The organism is Mycobacterium persicum, from assembly GCF_002086915.1.
Classification (GTDB): Bacteria; Actinomycetota; Actinomycetes; order Mycobacteriales; family Mycobacteriaceae; genus Mycobacterium; species Mycobacterium persicum.
Window position 1 is genome coordinate 4,938,197 of sequence record NZ_MWQA01000001.1, and the last position, 16,737, is coordinate 4,954,933.

Annotated in this window: 19 protein-coding genes and 1 pseudogene; 15 read left to right on the plus strand and 5 right to left on the minus strand. The window is 62.3% G+C overall.

Going from position 1 to position 16,737, the window contains the following annotated elements; translation table 11 throughout:
• Window positions 1–56: 56 nt before the first annotated feature.
• Window positions 57–695 carry a response regulator gene (locus B4U45_RS22575; protein ID WP_033719492.1) on the plus strand — a complete coding sequence of 213 codons (639 nt, stop codon included), beginning with the start codon at window positions 57–59 and terminating at the stop codon, window positions 693–695.
• 5 nt (window positions 696–700) lie between these two features.
• Here B4U45_RS22575 and B4U45_RS22580 read toward each other — a convergent pair whose 3' ends face one another.
• Together B4U45_RS22580 and B4U45_RS29975 are read right to left on the minus strand one after the other, a co-directional pair.
• A complete protein-coding gene (locus B4U45_RS22580; RefSeq protein ID WP_050594572.1) occupies window positions 701–1,177 on the minus strand; it encodes a flavodoxin family protein in 477 nt (158 codons plus the stop codon).
• Between the two features lie 29 nt (window positions 1,178–1,206).
• Window positions 1,207–1,329 carry a hypothetical protein gene (locus B4U45_RS29975; protein WP_254893896.1) on the minus strand — a complete coding sequence of 41 codons (123 nt, stop codon included), beginning with the start codon at window positions 1,327–1,329 and terminating at the stop codon, window positions 1,207–1,209.
• A gap of 457 nt (window positions 1,330–1,786) precedes the next feature.
• Here B4U45_RS29975 and B4U45_RS22585 point away from each other — a divergent pair, with 457 nt between their 5' ends.
• Window positions 1,787–2,437 (plus strand): cutinase family protein, encoded by a 651-nt coding sequence (locus tag B4U45_RS22585; RefSeq protein WP_370530926.1) that lies wholly within the window; start codon window positions 1,787–1,789, stop codon window positions 2,435–2,437.
• Between the two features lie 442 nt (window positions 2,438–2,879).
• On the plus strand, window positions 2,880–3,443 hold the full coding sequence (locus tag B4U45_RS22590; RefSeq protein ID WP_225345397.1) for a class I SAM-dependent methyltransferase: 564 nt from the start codon (window positions 2,880–2,882) through the stop codon (window positions 3,441–3,443).
• 36 nt (window positions 3,444–3,479) lie between these two features.
• Here the strand turns inward: B4U45_RS22590 and B4U45_RS22595 are convergent, their stop codons facing one another.
• Together B4U45_RS22595 and B4U45_RS22600 are read right to left on the minus strand one after the other, a co-directional pair.
• On the minus strand, window positions 3,480–5,090 hold the full coding sequence (locus B4U45_RS22595; RefSeq protein WP_158006308.1) for an adenylate/guanylate cyclase domain-containing protein: 1,611 nt from the start codon (window positions 5,088–5,090) through the stop codon (window positions 3,480–3,482).
• Between the two features lie 583 nt (window positions 5,091–5,673).
• The gene (locus B4U45_RS22600; protein ID WP_033718000.1) at window positions 5,674–6,573 is read right to left on the minus strand and encodes a haloalkane dehalogenase; all 900 of its coding nucleotides are present in this window, start codon (window positions 6,571–6,573) and stop codon (window positions 5,674–5,676) included.
• A gap of 462 nt (window positions 6,574–7,035) precedes the next feature.
• Here B4U45_RS22600 and B4U45_RS30540 point away from each other — a divergent pair, with 462 nt between their 5' ends.
• Together B4U45_RS30540 and B4U45_RS22605 are read left to right on the plus strand one after the other, a co-directional pair.
• Entirely contained in the window at window positions 7,036–7,689 is a 654-nt protein-coding gene (locus B4U45_RS30540) for an STAS domain-containing protein (protein WP_075545900.1), read from the plus strand.
• Complete coding sequence (locus tag B4U45_RS22605; protein WP_033717999.1) at window positions 7,686–8,297, plus strand: TetR/AcrR family transcriptional regulator; 612 nt, start codon at window positions 7,686–7,688, stop codon at window positions 8,295–8,297. Before B4U45_RS30540 ends, B4U45_RS22605 begins: the two co-directional genes overlap by 4 nt.
• An 862-nt stretch (window positions 8,298–9,159) precedes the next feature.
• On the opposite strand, the gene B4U45_RS22610 is transcribed toward B4U45_RS22605, so the two are convergent.
• Entirely contained in the window at window positions 9,160–9,738 is a 579-nt protein-coding gene (locus B4U45_RS22610) for a TetR/AcrR family transcriptional regulator (RefSeq protein ID WP_080691729.1), read from the minus strand.
• A gap of 58 nt (window positions 9,739–9,796) precedes the next feature.
• Here B4U45_RS22610 and B4U45_RS22615 point away from each other — a divergent pair, with 58 nt between their 5' ends.
• From B4U45_RS22615 to B4U45_RS22660, 10 genes and pseudogenes are all read left to right on the plus strand, one after another.
• Window positions 9,797–10,894, plus strand: coding sequence for an NmrA family NAD(P)-binding protein (locus B4U45_RS22615; RefSeq protein ID WP_033717997.1), 1,098 nt, complete (start codon window positions 9,797–9,799; stop codon window positions 10,892–10,894).
• A 5-nt stretch (window positions 10,895–10,899) separates the two neighbouring features.
• Complete coding sequence (locus tag B4U45_RS22620) at window positions 10,900–11,028, plus strand: SRPBCC family protein (RefSeq protein WP_217809555.1); 129 nt, start codon at window positions 10,900–10,902, stop codon at window positions 11,026–11,028.
• Window positions 11,025–11,411, plus strand: coding sequence for a hypothetical protein (locus tag B4U45_RS22625; RefSeq protein WP_033717995.1), 387 nt, complete (start codon window positions 11,025–11,027; stop codon window positions 11,409–11,411). Before B4U45_RS22620 ends, B4U45_RS22625 begins: the two co-directional genes overlap by 4 nt.
• Before the next feature lie 34 nt (window positions 11,412–11,445).
• The gene (locus B4U45_RS22630) at window positions 11,446–12,237 is read left to right on the plus strand and encodes an SAM-dependent methyltransferase (RefSeq protein ID WP_033717994.1); all 792 of its coding nucleotides are present in this window, start codon (window positions 11,446–11,448) and stop codon (window positions 12,235–12,237) included.
• A gap of 49 nt (window positions 12,238–12,286) precedes the next feature.
• Entirely contained in the window at window positions 12,287–13,318 is a 1,032-nt protein-coding gene (locus B4U45_RS22635; RefSeq protein WP_033717992.1) for an SDR family oxidoreductase, read from the plus strand.
• A complete protein-coding gene (locus tag B4U45_RS22640; protein WP_033717990.1) occupies window positions 13,315–13,572 on the plus strand; it encodes a hypothetical protein in 258 nt (85 codons plus the stop codon). The genes B4U45_RS22635 and B4U45_RS22640 overlap by 4 nt, the downstream gene beginning before the upstream one ends.
• 386 nt (window positions 13,573–13,958) lie before the next feature.
• Entirely contained in the window at window positions 13,959–14,729 is a 771-nt protein-coding gene (locus B4U45_RS22645) for a helix-turn-helix domain-containing protein (RefSeq protein ID WP_071321467.1), read from the plus strand.
• A gap of 139 nt (window positions 14,730–14,868) precedes the next feature.
• The gene (locus B4U45_RS22650) at window positions 14,869–15,648 is read left to right on the plus strand and encodes an SDR family NAD(P)-dependent oxidoreductase (RefSeq protein ID WP_033717987.1); all 780 of its coding nucleotides are present in this window, start codon (window positions 14,869–14,871) and stop codon (window positions 15,646–15,648) included.
• 10 nt (window positions 15,649–15,658) lie between these two features.
• The gene (locus tag B4U45_RS22655; protein WP_033717985.1) at window positions 15,659–16,339 is read left to right on the plus strand and encodes an NADPH-dependent F420 reductase; all 681 of its coding nucleotides are present in this window, start codon (window positions 15,659–15,661) and stop codon (window positions 16,337–16,339) included.
• A gap of 141 nt (window positions 16,340–16,480) precedes the next feature.
• Window positions 16,481–16,720 (plus strand): annotated as a pseudogene (locus B4U45_RS22660) (putative quinol monooxygenase); the annotation flags it as partial.
• Between the last annotated feature and the right edge of the window lie 17 nt (window positions 16,721–16,737).

The window sequence follows — 16,737 nt, forward strand, 5'->3', positions numbered from 1 at the left end:
GGACGATGTCGGGTGGGGGACGAGCACACCGTCGCTAGGTTGCGGTAGACCGGAACATGAGTAATAGCGCGGCTCGGATTGCGGTGTTGTTGGCTGACGACCACGAGGTGGTTAGAGCTGGCGTAGCTTTTATGGTCAATCGCCAAGCTGACATGGAAGTGGTCGCCGAAGCAGCTAATGGGCACGAGGCGGTCGAAATGTATGCGGCCCGGCGTCCCGACGTTGCTCTCATTGATCTGCGGATGCCTGGCGTTGACGGGGTGGAGTGTGTTAGCCGGATCCGCGAAATTGATGCAGACGCGCGCGTGGTGATCCTCACGACGTTCGATGCCGAAGCCGACATTCAACTCGCTCTGCAAGCCGGGGCCAAAGGCTTTCTGCTAAAGGATGTCGCAGAAATCGAGTTGGTGCAGGGCATTCGAAGGGCGGCCGCAGGTCAGATGTGCGTTTCGCCCGCGGTGGCCACCAAGCTGGCCGAGCGGCTTCAGCGTGCGCAGCCCACGGCCCGCGAACTCGACGTGCTCAGGTTGATGGCGGAAGGAAAAACCAATCGGGAGATTGCCGGCGCCTTATTCATTGCCGAGAGCACCGTTAAGTTGCACGCCAACAACCTGTTTGCGAAGTTGGGGGCATCGACACGTACGGAAGCGATGCGGATCGCAATCAGACGGGGGCTAGTCCGTTTTCCCGACTGAATGTGTCAACGGCGCGAACCTTGCGCGCCGGCGTCACCGTCATGATCGGACCGGACGGAAAGGACTTCCCTTGATGGAAATCGTCCGCCCGCGTCGAAAAGCTGCCCATCAAGCGCGCGTCGCTTGAGGGCTTCGGCGATACGGCAGATTGCCGCCCCGTGGTGATAGACCGCGTCGAGCGCCTCTTCGGGCAACTCGTGAGGTTGCAGTGGTGTCATGTCGTCAGAAGTGACGCGGATGTGCGGGCCCCAATGCATTCCGGCAACGTCAAAACCTCGGGTGCATTTCGGGAATGGGACCATGACGCAGCCCATTGCTGCCAGATTGGCCAGCATGGACAGCTGCGCCATTTCGCATCCGCCACCAACGTTTCCGTGCCCGCCGCCAGTAGTGAACACGCCGCAAGCCCTGCCCACCATGTCGTCGTAAAACCACGAGGGCTCGCACAGTTCATCGATGAACTTCTTCATCGGCCAGCTCATTCCGCGTTGGTGCACCGGCGACCCCAAGATCAGGCCGTCAAGGTCACGAAAATCGCTGCGGTGACAGCTTGTGACTTGGCGGAGTCGAACATCGGCACCGGCAGCGCGCGCTCCCCGGGCCAGATGTTGACCGGCATAGGCGCAATGCCCATCAGAGGTGTCATAAGCGACGAGCAGTTGAATCGACATCGAGCTCCTCTCTATCGTCCGCCAAGGCCAACCCGAAACGGTTTCGTCATCGGTCGCGAAGCGGCACGCTCAGGGAATACCCAACTGTCATGTAGGAAACCGTGACCCACTGATTGCGCAGTCCCACGATCGGAGGCTGCTACGTAGTCGGCGAGTAGGGCCGTGCACCGGGGCGGATTCATGCTCGAAGTACCGATCGGTACAGTACTAGTTCGCGACGATCAACGGCCAGCGGGTCTTGCGCATGGACCGAAAGGAGCTCCGATGCATCAATGCAGCGTCGACCCCAACTGCGTGCGACACTGTCCTGTAGGAGAGCAAGTCGGGATCCTCAGGACTGCGGAGTCGAACCCCAAGCGGTCGTTGTGCCTGCGATGGACTACTGGATGCGGACTCCGATGGCCAGCCCTGCTGACAGCAGTGGTAGGGCTCGGGCTGCTTCTGCAGCCTCTTCCCGAGGCCCAGGCTGCACAGTGTCCTAATGTCGCTCTCGTGTTCGCGCGCGGCACCTTCGAGCCACCGGGGATAGGTGTTACAGGGGAGGCATTTCTCGACGCCCTCAGGACGCGCCTTGGTGGCTTGACAGTGGAACCCTATGCTGTCGATTACCCTGCATCACTGGATTTTTGGCGTGTTGCCGAAGGGGTTGTTGATGCAAGCCATGAAGTCGTCACCCTGGCGTCAGACTGTCCCGCCACCAGGATTGTGATGGGTGGATACTCGCAAGGCGCCGCCGTAGCGGTCTACACCACAACGGATGCTGTCCCAGCAGGTTACGTGCTTCCGGACGGGCTCGCCGGACCCCTACCGTCAGGAGTCGCGCAGCACGTCGCCGTGGTAGCACTATTCGGCAAACCACGGGACTCGTTTGTGCAGCTAATAGACGGCGGCGCGCCGCCCCTGACGATCGGTAACCTATTTGCAGCTAAGACCATTGACTTGTGTGCCCCCGCAGACCCAGTGTGTTCGCCAACAGGCACCGATCGCGCCGCCCACCGTGCTTACCCCGTCAACGGGATGACGAACCAAGCCGCCGACTTTGCGGCGCAAAGGCTTAACGTCACTCGCTGAAAACATCAATGAGCACCAGTCGTCCCAGCGATATGGCCGCAAACCGCCGATCCAGATGGTCGGCAATAGTGATCCGGCGACGCGAGCTTGGGATACATCGTCTGTGTGCTATCTGGTACAGTCAAATCCCCTACGATAGCTGGGCCGATGCTTGTATGCGCAGGAGGGTCAGGTTTACGCAGCATGTCGTCATGACCAGACAGATTTTGGCCTCTGAATGTGATCTGGTTGACAGCCTTATCTTTTCGACGGGTGCATCGTTGGTCGTCAAGTCCGCGACAGACTTTGCGTAACTTGGGCCAAACAAGTGGAAAGATCGATGACAGCTGACCTCAGTATGATTGGCACGATTGACGTCATTTATCGAGCCGCTGCCCAAGGTACGCGCTGTTGGGTGCGTAATGATCGTGGACAGGTACGGGAGCTTCCAATGGCGCGCTTCATGGGCTCGTCTGAAATCGCCGCTTCTGATCGTATTGTTGACGAACACGTTATTGCGTGTTGCTCGCAGCACCCAACACTTGACTTGGGCTGTGGACCAGGACGATTCACGGCTTCGCTGCATCACCGCGGATCGCCTGCACTCGGCGTCGACATGTCAGTCGCTGCCATCGAGCTGACGCGTTCGCGAGGAGGAGCGGCAATTTGCACCGACCTTTTCGGTCCGCTTCCAGCCGAGAGGTGCTGGCAGCAGGTGCTTTTGGTCGACGGGAACATCGGCATCGGTGGCAACCCTGTCCGAGTGCTACAGCGCGCCGCCGAGATGCTCGCACCGCAAGGGATTGTCATTGTCGAAGTCGATCCTCGCCCCTTAGCAGTTAGCCATGAAATGTTGCGCTGGGAGACTACAGACCACACCAGTCCATGGTTTCGGTGGTCGCGAGTGGGGGCAGGTGCTCTTGGGACCGTAGCCGACGCCGCGGGACTCCTCGTGACTGACGTACGCAGCATTCACTCGCGGATGATCGCCGTGCTTGCCGCCGTGGGAAGCACCGTCAAACACTAATTTGCACGCGCTGGCTTTGCGGTGTTCTTCTCGCGGTCAAGAGGATTCGACCGTGTGATCCAAATCGGCTATTCCAGTGGATTCACAACTCACTAGCCGAACAAATCCGACGGGTTCGGTAAAGCCCTTAAGTGCCACCGTCTCGCGGCGCTGGGTCACGGTGGATAACATCTCTCGCACCGCGGGATCGCAGGCAAGCGCTTGCGACAGTACGATGTCCCCACCCGCGCTCTGACCTTGCAGGCGCGCCGTCATGTTCACCGTGGAGCCGAAATAGTCGAGGCGGTCATTCAACGTCACCACGACGCTCGGTCCGGCATGAACGCCGATCTTCAACACCAGCGGCTCGGCGCCGGATGCTGCCGCGACGATCCGGTGCTGCATAGCCAACGCCGCCCGTACCGCTTGTGCGGGGTCGTCGAAGGACGCCATCACGGCGTCGCCGATCGTTTTCACGACCGCGCCATCGTGGTCCCGTACGACCTCGGCGAGTAATGTGAAGTGCTCGCGAACTAGGTTGTAGGCAGTGGCGTCGCCGACGCGTTCGTAGAGTTCCGTGGAGCCTCGCAGGTCGGTAAACAGCAGTGCCACCTGGCTGATGCCTGCATCATCGCCCGGTCGCAGCGTTGCCTCGGCGAACAGATCGCGGAAGACTTGCAAGGAAAGCACTTCCGGTGCAGTAAGTGTCTCGCGTGTCCAGGTCCGTTCCTCGATCAGCGCTGCCAACTCGAAGCCAGCGTCGTTGACGAACGTCACGGTCCCGGGCCGGTCGGTCGGCTCAGATGTCGCAAGCAACTCTGCACCGGTTGCAGTGATGTGCAAACCGGGAAAGGCGCCCGCTTCATAATCGACTTCGACAGCGTGGCCAGGGTGCAATGTGCGCAGCCGATAGGAACCGGCTGGCAGGTCAACGGGAACGGTGCGGCGCTCTCCCGGGCGTAGCAGGACTTGCACAGCCACATGCTCGGTGCTCATCGGGCCGGACAGGCAGAAGTCGCCTTCTGGCAGGGGACGTACCGTCGGCGACGGTGTAAAGGTCAGCTCGACATTACGTTCGAAGTCGCGATCGTAGTCGATGTTGCACGATGAACAATGCGCGCCGTGGGGTAGCTCGGCGAGTGTCGGAACGCTGGCCTTGGCCCCACGGCAGTTCGGGCACAACAGATCCCACCTCATGCCGAGCAGTCCGGCCCGCACACCGGCGAGACAGGCCTCGGTCGCCGCTCGCGGCGGCACCCCCAACTCGCCGGCCAGAACCTTTGGCCGCAGCCTGGCGAGATCGGCCGCCATGGCATTCAGCACCCGCTCGACGAGGCGGTCGCCGAGTCCGTTCCCATACGGGCTACTGTCGATGTCGCGGGCCATCGCGGTGGCCCGTTCACGTGCGCTCGGAGGCATTACCGGCTCCCGAAGCACGAACGGGGTCAGCCGCTCGGGTTCGGCGGCGCCGTGCGCGAACGTGACTGCCTCCAGGATCCGCCTTTTCACGTTCTTCCCGGCCTGCACGGCAAGTCGTGTGCCGAACAGTCGCCCCGCCAAGTTCAGCGGCTCCCACTCCAGGGTATAAGACACACGCGAACCGCCTCGGCCGTCCGGCTCGACATCGAAGACCGGGCCAAAGCGGCGGAATGGTCCCTTGCTGAACACTCGCCGCTGGCGAAAGTGTCGACCCGCGATCCATTCGTAGGGTTTTTCTTCCCACTCCTGCGCGAAACCCGCGGCTTTGGCCCGTCCGCGGCGCAGGATCGTGCCGTTGGGTTGCGGTGTTTCCTCGAGGGTGTACGGCGGCAGACCTAGCGCCTCGTTGAACCGCTTCGTGTCGGCCAGGACCGGCCAGAGTTCATCTGGCGGTAGGTCGAATGTCCAGGCCCACGAGCGACGCATCGACTCAAACTTCACGCTGCCCCCACCTCTGTGCGGTGTCCAAATGAGCAGGTACCCTCCTCAGCAACAAACCGGACCAGCCGGTTTCGCGCAGCATGCACGCGCCATCCAGGTTCTTTACTACGGTTCTGGCCACTGTCTAAACTCCGCCTGAACCGCGATCTGACGGTTCCTCCTAAACCAACCATCAGACCAAAACGTCAGTGCCACAACGTTTATCGCGCGCTGAGCGCCCAGGAAAAGCAACGGGTGAGTGCGGTAGCACAGGCAGTGCCAATCGACCTGAGTATCCATGAATGTCCGACCGCGTTGAGAGAAGTATGTCCACCGGCTCGCATAACGCTTGTCAATCGTGGACGAATTCGGCAATGACTTGGGCTAGTTGGGGTCCGCGATCTTCTTGGAGGAAGTGCCCGGCCCCGGAGATAGTGACCGGAGCAATATTTTTCGCGCCCGGAATGTGCTCGCGAAGGACCGCGTCAGCTCCCCGAGTGATGGGATCCTGGTCAGAGAATGCGCACAGGAAAGGCCGCGTGAAGCGGCCAAGCGCCGCCATCGCCGCGAGATTGGCCGGCGCGGCGGGATCGTCGGGCGAGGTGGGAACCAGCATCGGAAATTGGCGCGCCCCAGCCTTAAAGGAGTCACCGGGAAACGGCGCGTCGTATGCTGCAATGACGTCGGGAGTCAGATTCGTCGTACAGCCGCCGTTGACGATCCTGCCTGCATCGAAAGACGGTGTTTCTTGACTGTAGCGCTGCCATGCCAGAAAGGCCTTGCCCCGTTGTTCCCCCGTCGGTAGAAACGTGTTTGCGGCAACCACACGGCTAAAACGCTCGGGCTCCTCGCCGACGATTCGCAGGCCGATCAATCCACCCCAGTCTTGGCCTACTAACGTGATTTCGTCCAAGCCGATTGTGTCGAGGGCTTCTTTAACCCAATTGACGTGCGCCAGGTACGTGTAGTCCGAACGCATCGCGGGCTTGTCACTGCGGCCAAATCCCACGAGGTCCAGCGCCACCGCCCGCAATCCTGCGTCGACCAACACCGGAATCATGTGTCGGTATAAATATGACCATGATGGTTCGCCGTGCAACAACAAGATGGCCGGAGCGCGCCGCGGACCCTCGTCGAGGTAGTGCATTCTCAACGCCACGCCGTCGCCGCGGTCGACCGCAACGTAGTGAGGTGCAAACTCGTAATCCGGCAGCCCCTCGAAACGAGAATTCGGCGTTCGCAGGACACGCATGGACAAACATCCTTTCACCATCGCGTCGCGGATCGACCGGCCTCGACGTCCCAGCTTCGCCTACCACAGACTGTACCGGAAAGTACATCATGAGACGCGCAGGTCGCTCAAGCTGATCCTGCAAGTCTTGGAAACCGCAGCCCGCGTGCAGGCGGCCAAGCACACCGTTACTGTGCTCGCCGCGCGACCACAGGAAGTCGCCAAGCGAACCCGAGTGCGCTCGACATCCGCAAAACGAACACATCACCACCCCGCGCGCCTGTTTCAGGGTGTCAAAGACCAAGGCAGTCATACGATTACGGGTCAACACCGGTGTTGTCGGCCGCTCCGTCAGGCTAGCTGATGCCGCTGGCGCCTGTTACTGTTGCCGCAAGTTGAATTCGCAGCCCGATAGTCTTTTCCCGGCGCTCTGTTAGTTTTGCTGGATTTGTTGCGACACCGTGAACCGATAGGGCGTTTCTTGTGACCTTGCGCAGCAAAGTCGGCTCTCGTCGCATCCACCGCCATACCTTAATCGACTGCGCGGGGGCGCAGCTGGATGTTCCCGCGCGCAGCTTAGCCATCGTAGTGAGAGTCGATGGAGAGGTTGACGCCGCGAACACCGAGATTGTCGATCGCGAGGTCCTGCGCTTCGCGCGACTCGGGTCTCCACTCATTGTGGATTACTGCCGTGTGCAATTTCTGGAGATCGCCGGATTCCGAGCCCTCCTGAAGCTCGCTGACTTCCGACGTAAATCCCGTCTACAATTTAGCGTCATCGCCGGTTCAGCGATGCAACCGCCGCTGCGGGTCATCACCGATCACGGCTTGCCCCTCGCGGCATCCGTTCCTGAAGCACTGCAGCAGATCAACGACACGACTGCGACGCACCGCGAGTCTTTGACTGGCATGGTAGGTCAACGACAGCGAGGCGACGCGGCCTCTTCTGCGCAGCCAGTTGGACTATGTTGCGAAGAACGCTCCGAGGGCTGGCGAGCCGCTATTCAAGCGTCGAGTGCAGCGGCAGTTCGGTGCCTAGCGCGACGCTTCTCCGACGGCAGTGATACGGAGATCGAATTGCATGCCGGGATGAGCAGGTCAGTGTCAACAACCTCGGCTAGCCAGAGCATAGGGTGACTGCGCTGATGGGGGAGCAAGACGACCGCGAGCGGGTTATTGACGCCGCCTTCGATCTTTGCGAGAGATACGGCTTCGAGGCTACAACTCTGTGCGCGATTTCCGCCGGCGCCGAAGTGGCACCAGAGCAGCTTGCGCGTCACTTCGCCTCCAAGGATGCGATCGTGATGTCCGTCGTTTATTCGGTCTTAGAACGCATCGCCGCAGCGCTCGGGCAGGTTAGGCCCACGGCCAGTCCAGAAATTGCTCTTCTGGTCGCCACCACCGAGGTCTTGACCGCAATTATCGATGGGCGAGGCGTGATTACGCGAGAACGGATGCTGGCGATGGCTCATGTCGTCGCAACGAGTCCTAGGCTTGTGAGGCAAGCGTCAGCAGCTCGGAAGGAAGTTTTAGGCTGGGCACTTGCTGACAGGATGGGTGTTTGTATTGCTGATCGGCGCGTGCGTCGCGCGGTGACGATTTGGTCAGCGATCGCGGCTGGCGCTTATTTGAGCCGCGTCACCACCCCTTCCCATTACGATCCGCTCCGGGACAATCGATTGTCAGAGAAAATGTTCGAGGAGCTGGCTGGTACCTTCGCCGAAGTGATGGGCGACGATGTATGACGCGACAGCGGCGCGCCGTAGAACGGTAAGTTGAACGCCCACGCCTAGCCCAGTAATACCGGTTCCGCTAAATGAAGCACGAGCTGTAGGCGGTGTCACGGCACAGCGGGCGGCGACATGTGGGCCGCGCAGCCAATTACGCTGGCGGTGGTGGGACAATTCGGTCTCGACGGGATCGCCGTGCCCTCGGCGTAGAATTACGAGATCGCGATAAAGGCCAGGCCGACGGGCGTCATGGGCCGCGGAGTACGGTTCTGCCTGCATCAGCACGTGTATGTGACTCGACATACTTCGTGCTGGGTGCCGAATGGCACTGTGGTCACGAATTAACCGATATCAATGACCGCGGTGACAGGTGTGGATTAAACGCAAAGACCTCAAAGGACTTACATGTCAACGGCAACCGAGAACGGACCAGCGGGCGGCAAGGTGGTTTCAGAGGGCGGTCGCAACACTATCTCTAAGTTCTGAAGGGTCATTGACCCACGGCGCGGTGACCTCGACCGCGCCGACTGCCTCAGCACCTTCCGCAGTGCGCACCTCTACGAGCCCCGGTCCGCAGCCCTCGTGGCGGCGCCATGGCCACCATGATCGCTGGCTGCCACCGCCTTTACCCTCGGCGTTGCGCTGGTCACTTGGAACACTAACGACGTTGACAACCTCTGCCTGTGCGGCGACGGGGTGAAGGCGGCAGGCGGGTGTCCCATCGCGGGCCTGCATCGCCAATCCGGTGGCCCTCAGCGGTCATTGGCCGTGGATCCTATGCGCTGAACGGCAAGTCGCCCCCGTACGGGTCTTTGCCGCCTGCCGAGAAGTTGGAGCGGCTGGGCCACGGCCGTTTTGGAGTCAGCGGCCGTCGCGGTCACTCGACAGCAGCCGAGGCCGCCGCCAGGACTTCGGCGGCTAGGTCCGGGTCGCTGGCGCGGGCGATGACGACGGCGCCGACGAGCATGCTGAACTGTTGCAACGCGGCGGTACGGCGCTCCTCGGGTGCACCGTCCATGGTTGCGGCGAGGGCGTTGACGGTGTCCTCGACGCCGCGGCTGAAAGCCGCTTTGATCTGAGTTGTTCCGCGGCCGACGTCCATACCGAGCGCCGGGACCGGGCAACCGTTTCCGGGGTTGTGGACGTGCGTGTCGGAGAGGTACACGTCCCGCCAAGCCTGCACCGCGCCCGGTCCACCAGTTCTGAGTATCTCGGTGAACGTCGCGAAGGCCGTCTGCAGCGCGGTTTCCACGAGAGCGTCCTTGCTGGCGAAGTGCTTGTAGAACCCCCCATGGGTCAAGCCGGCGTCCTTCATCACCTCTCCGACGCTGGCACCGTCGATGCCGCGCTCGCGTAGCAGCCGGGACGCACTGGCCACGATCCGGGCGTGGCTCTTGTCCTTCTCCGCCTGGGACATCCGCATGTCCATCGACTCCCGTCTGATTCGGCTTGACATTTTGGAGTATAGACATAATCCTTATTGGATTACTACCAACATCTAAAAGGAGACTGCGATGGCGATCAAGCCTACGATCCTGGTCACCGGGGCGACCGGAAAGACCGGCGGGGCCGTGGTGAATGCCCTGCTCGCCCAGGGATTCCCGGTCCGTGCCATGGTCCGCAGCCTTGACGGGCGCGCCGAGGCACTACGGGGGGTGGGCGCCGAGTTGGCGGTGGCCGACCTGTTCGACCCGGATCAGCTGGTCGCCGCCATGCGGGGCGCCCAGCGCGCCTACTTCATGGCGCCCTTCCATCCGCATGCCTTGCAGAGTGCCGTCGCCTTCGCCGTGAGCGCACGCTACGCCGGCCTGGAGTCGATCGTGCAGATGAGCCAATGGACCTCTCATCGCAGCCACCCGGTCAACTTCACGCGGCAGACCTGGCTGATGGACCGGGTGTTCGCCGACCTGCCAGGGATCGCCCACACGATAGTCAACCCCGGTATGTTCGCCGACAACTTCCTGCGCACCATCGACTTTGCCGCTCTGCTCGGCATCTATCCGGTCCTCAGCGGTGACGCGAAGGCGGCACCGGTCTCCAATGAGGACATCGCCCGCACTGTCGTCGCGGTCCTGCGGGATCCCGGCCGTCACGTCGGCAAGACCTACCGCCCGACCGGCCCGGAGCTGTTGTCCGGCAAGCAGATGGCCGCTGTGGTGGCCGAGGCGGTGGGCCACCGTGTCATCCCGGTGTCGCTGCCCTATTCGCTGTTTACCAAGGTCGCCCGCCAGCAGCGTGTCGACCCCCTATCGGCGAGTGTGTACCTGCGCTACATCGGCGGCGACATGAAAGCCGGGGTGTTCGAATTCGAAGGCGGCGTGACCGAGACCCTCCAAGAGCTGACCGGCGCACCGGCCGAGAGCTTCCTGGCGACGGCACGCCGCTATTCGGCGATGCCGTTCGCCCGCCAGACCGCGGCGAACCGACTCGCGGCGATGGCGAAATTCATGGCCGTCCCGTTCCTGCCGGGCTACAACCTGCGCCGTCTGGATCGTCAGTGGGACCTGCCCATTCCCCCCAATCCGACACTGGGGATCCAGGACGCCCGCTGGCGCGAGGAGCACACCGCCATGATGAATTCCCGCCCGCTGCAGTCTGTACCCGCTAGCTGACAACGGTGACCACGCGCAGCCGCACGCCGACTCAGTCGATCAGCATCAACGCCACGCCGCACAAAGTGTGGGAATTCCTCACCCGTATTGAGACCATCGCCACCTGGTACGACGCCTGGGAACCGTCCTGGTGACCTCAGCTGCCGGAAAGACCGGCCCCCACACCGCCATGGCCCTGCTAGACAAAGGATTTCCGGTGCGGGCGATGGTGCATCACGACGATGCACGCGCCGCGGAATTACGCGACCGCGGCGGGGTGCAACGACTCACGGGACGAGCACCGAAATCCATGGAGACCATCGCCCGGCGTTGCCCGACCACCATGCCGGGCACCACCCGCGGACTCTCCGGTATGGCCAGTGCGATAACCACGCTGACCAAAGCAATGCCCGCTCCCGCTCCTAACACCGACCGGTATCTGCGAATGTTCCAGGACGGCAAGGAGATCGAAACGCTGGCCGTCGACTCGCCGACCTGGCATGCCACCCACAATCCGGACCGTCAACTGGCGCGGTGACCGGCCATTTTCATCACGAACGAGGAGCAAGAACATGACCTACACCGAAACAGGCGTGCAGCAGACCGTAGAGCGGCTACTCGCCGAAGCCGATCTGACCGGCCCACTGTCCCCGGAGCAGCTGAATTTCCTTGACCAGTACCACATCGGTGGTATGGCCGCCGTCGACCGCACGATCGGCCCGATGCACCTGACGGCGGCCGATCGGGTGCTGGATATCGGATCGGGTTTCGGCGGACCGGCCCGGCGGATCGCCGAATCGACGGGGGCCAGCGTGCACGGCGTCGACATCACCGCAGGCTATGTCGACACCGCCACGACGCTGACCCGCCGGTGCGGTCTGCACGACCGAGTCACGTTCGAACACAACCCTATCGAGGATCACCACCCCCAACGGCCCTACACCGCCGCGATCAGCATGCACGTCTGCATGAACATCGCCGACAAGCCCCGCTGGTACCGCGCGATCGCCGACCGACTCTGCGACGGCGATCAGTTCGGGATCTGGGACGTCGTCCGCATCACCGATGGCCCCGTGACCTTTCCGATGCCCTGGTCGATCGATGGCACCGACAGCCACCTCGACTCTCCCGAACAGGTGCAGACGGCGATCACCGGCGCTGGATTCGAGACTCTGGAGTGGGTCGATGAGTCCGGATGGGTTCGCGACTGGGTCACCCAGACCTTCGGTGCGGGGCTGCACCCCGGCCCCGGCATCCCGATGGTCATCGACGACGGATTCACCCGCACCGTCAACTTCGGGGCCGCCTTGGCCGCTGGCACCCTCGGTGTCTATCGCGGCTGCTTCACCAAAACCACACCCTGACAACAACTCCGCCGATTCCCGTCCCCAAAACCACGAAAGAATCACGACGATGACTACCAACGCTGCCGAACCAGTCAAGATCACCACTCAAACCAAGTTTCTCGTGGTAGGAGCCACCGGACACGTCGGCTCGAAAATCGCCATCCTTCTGGCGGACAAAGGATTCGACGTCACCGCACTGGTGCGCAGTGACGGGGCCAAGATCCGCGACCCGTACCACGGTGTCATCCGTTACGTCACAGGCGACCTCGCCGACGATGCGTCAATGGCCAAAGCCGTCGAGGGGATCGACGTCGTTGTCTCAACGGCCAACGGTGTTGTTCCGCAGAAGAAATCCGACAATGCTGCCAGCGTCAACGACCACGCCCTGGGATTCATCGAGATCTGCGAGAAGGCGGACGTCCAGCGCTTCGTCCAATCGTCGACCCCGAGCTATCCGCGGGAGCAGCGAGTACCCGAGTTGGCCGGCAAGCGCCGGCTCGAGCAGCGCCTCCAACAATCGCCCATGCAATCAGTCATCGTGCGCAACGCCGCGTTCATGGACGTCTTCCTGGTATTCGGCGGCTTCAAAGGGGCCGTCGACTCCTCTGCTCACGCCACCGTGCTCCGCAACCACGGCTTCACCAAATTCTGGGGATCCCTGACCGGGAACCTGGCCGAGAAGTACGGCTTCTTTCTGGCTCCCGGCGGCGCCTCGCACGGCACCCCGATCATCGCTACCCGCGATGTCGCCGAGATGATTACCGGCGCCGCACTTTATACCGGCAGCGAGGACCTCCTCATCGAAGCCAACGGACCGCAATGGCTGACCTGGCGGCAGATCGCCGACACCATCGCCGCCACGACCGGACGCAGCAAGGTGCGGATCATCCCGCTGCCGGCTGGGGTGGCCTGGCTCAATCAGACCCTCGCCCGACCATTCTCCCCCTCAGCTGCGAACATTTTCGCGCTCATGGGGTTCGTCGCCGAGTACCAGCCGCACTGGGACTCCGCACCCGTCGTTGAGCAACTCGGTCTGCCCCCTCAGTGGACACTCGCCGACTACCTCGACCACAACTGCGGCGCTCCTGCCAAACGATGACCGACGACGCCAATGGCGAAGAGGCCCGGTTCCGCTACGTCAACGTGGCGCAGTGGACCGATCAGGCGGCCTTCAGTCACGCACAAAGCGGAATGATGCGGCGTTTCGCCGACGAGTCACTGGATCGCGTCGGGTACTGGAAAACGTTGGGCATCAACATGAATGCTGCGACCTTCCACCCCGCACGGCGCTTTTATCCCCCCGCGTCGAGACCTTCACCGACACAGGGGACCACCAATCGACGGTCGATGTAGCAACCGCGCTGCGCAACGGGGACACCGGCAACTTCGAGCCTCAGCTGAACATGCTCACCGACGACTTCCAACTCTGGGCGCTTGCCGGCCCCTTGCGGGGAAAGAATATCGGCCGACAGGCGGCCGCCGAGAACTACGGGCTCATCTCCGGAGCCGCGGACACCCACATCACCCTGGAACAACCATCCTCCACACTCTGCGCGGCAAACCGATGAGCGGTGACAACACGCACCCGGTGCGACGCTCAATGATCTTGAGGTGATGCCGGCGGGGGCTCGGCGACCTGTTTGATCGACCGAGCGGATTATGGATGTGTGAATAGCCATCTTTTTGCCGGGGGAGTCGGTAATCCGTTTGCGGCGAGGGTCGTCACCGATGGTGTGGTAGTGGAGGAACGCGCGCAATTGAGCGGGCAATGTGAGCAGCAGAATTCGTCGGCGCATGTGTTTGTGCTGCAATCGATCCCCGTGGCGTCTGCGCGGCAGGTGTGGGTGGATTCGAGTCGCGAGGGGAGCATGTCGGCGGGCCAGATGTCGATTATGCCGGCGGGACTTCCCATGTTGTGGGAGTGGCAGGGTCCTGTCCAGGCACTGCACGTCTCAGTAAATCCGCGTGTGGCTGACCTACTGGCGGCCGACCGTCTAGGGCGTTCATATGTCGAGGTGCCTGCTCTGTGTCTGTTCGATGACCGGTTTGTTCGCCATCTGCTGGAGCTGCTGCGTATGGAGGCCGTGGCCGGTGCCGAACCGCTGCGATCTCAACACCTCATTCAGCGGCTCTTACTGCGGGTCGGCATTGGTTCTCGCAGAACCATGAAGCCACCCACCGGGGCACTGCGGCCGGACGGCGTGCGCGCGGTGACCGACTGGATTGAAGAAAACCTCGCCGACCCCATCTCGGTCATCGACCTTGCTGCTTTGGCTGGTGTGGAAGCATCCTGGTTTACCCGTCTGTTTTCGCGGGCCGTCGGGTGCTCCCCGTATCGCTACGTGTTGGAACGCCGTGTCCTGCGCGCCCAGATCGCCCTGCGCAGTGGGATGTCAGTCGCTGCAACGGCATCGCTGTGCGGGTTTGCCGACCAAGCGCATCTGAGCCGCCATTTTCGTCGGCAAGTCGGCGCCACCCCGGCTGCCTGGGCTCGGATCTCGCGCAACTGAAGCGCGAAACGTACAAGATCGTGGTGACTGTCATCGGGTATCAAAAGTGAGTGAGATATGGCATGCGCGGTCTCACCCGATGTGGTGAGCCATCGTGTTTTCCGGTCATCGTGTTCCACAACTGCGGCGGTGATATGCCGTGAGCAAGCCGCTGGACGGCAAGGTCGCAGTCGTTACGGGGGGCTCGCGGGGCATCGGTCGGGCTATCGCGCTGCGGCTAGCCGGCGACGGTGCGCTGGTTGCTATCAACTACATGTCCAACGCCGCCGCGGCCGAGGCGGTGGTTGCCGCCATCGCGGCCGCGGGCGGTGAAGCCTTCACCGTGCAGGCCGACCTGAGCTCATACGCCGGTATCCGTGCGTTGTTTGACACCTTAGACGGCGAGCTGACCTCCCGCCGTGACGATTCTGGCTTCGACATCCTGATCAACAACGCCGGCACCGGCCGGGCAGGGACCCCATCGGACACGTCGGAAGCCGACTTCGACGCGGTCTTTGCCACAAATGTCAAAGGACCGTTCTTCGTTACTCAGGCCGCCATCCCACGCTTACGCGATGCTGGCCGAGTCGTGTTCATTTCTTCCGGGCGGTCGAAACGCCCGCTGGTGTCTACCGCCGCCTACTGCATGGCCAAGGCGGCAGTGGACACCTTGGCAGTCATGCTCGCCGCCGAGCTGGGCCCGCGTGGCATCACGGTTAACGCATTGGCACCAGGATGGACGGTGACCGAGTTGAGCTCAGAATTTCTCGGCGACCCGCACAATCAGCAGGCCATCTCGGAGATCAGCGCGTTGCGGCGGTTAGGACAAGCCGACGACGTAGCCGCCGTGGCCGCGTTCCTGGCTTCTGACCAGGCGGCCTGGATTACCGGCCAATACATTGAGGCAAGCGGTGGATTCGACTTGGTCGCCACCAGATGAGGAATCCGTAGTGCGCATCGGTGTCGTCAACGCTGGCAACATCGGTCGGACATTAGCGCAGGCGTGGCTTCGCGCGGGTCATGATCTCCTGCTCGCCAAGGACGGATGCCAACGCAAGCTCGACGATTTTATCGTCGACCATCCGATCGCACGTCGCGGCACACCGGCTCAAGCTGTCGCCTTCGGCGATGTCGTGCTGTTCTCGGTGTACTGGCCGCGGCTACCCGCCGTGCTATCGGCGACCGGTCCGATCGCCGGCAAAATCGTCATCGACACCATGAACCCGCTGCGGGTCGACGAGCATTTCCAGCACAGCCACGATCTCGAGTTCATGGCCCGCTCGTCGACGACCGAAAAGCTGCAACGCGAATTGCCCGACGCTCGGGTGGTGAAAGCGTTCAGCACCATGCCCTCACAACTTCTCGACATTCGGCTCTGGCATGACACGCCCACCCCGCCGCCGGTGTTTCTGGCCGGCGACGATACTGCAGCCAAAGCGGTCGTGGCCACGCTGGCCCGCGATGCTGGCTTCACAGCACTTGATACCGGGCACGCGGCGGCCGCCCGCAGCATCGAGCAGCTCGGGGTATTGACCCACCAGGTCGGGAAACACAACTTCGGCGGCGAATATCAGAACCTGGCGCCGGCGATACTGCGTGCCGGCCCGGCCGTTGCTATCGGGGCGAAATGACGACAGAAAAGGACGCACCGCGATGAGTGAACACGACCAAGGCGACGACTTGCCGGCGCGCATACGGCGCAGCATCGGTGAAAACAGCCCTTTCGGACTCCAGACGATCGTGCGGGCGAAGACCAGCAAGCCGCAGACAGACTCGCCGAGGTCCTGCGAGCCGTGGCCGTCCCGTCACGCGCGGAACCGGGCAATCTTCTATACACCGTCAGCCGCGGCGAAGACGGCCTCACCTTCTACCTCCATGATCGGTGGGCCTCGATCGCCGCGGTCGCCGAGCATGAACAAAGCGCGCACTTTCGTTCGTCCATCAAAGAATTCGGCGCTCTCATCGATCCGGGCTCTGCGGTAATTGATGTCCTGAAGATCATCGATAATTAACTAACCGTCAGCGGTGG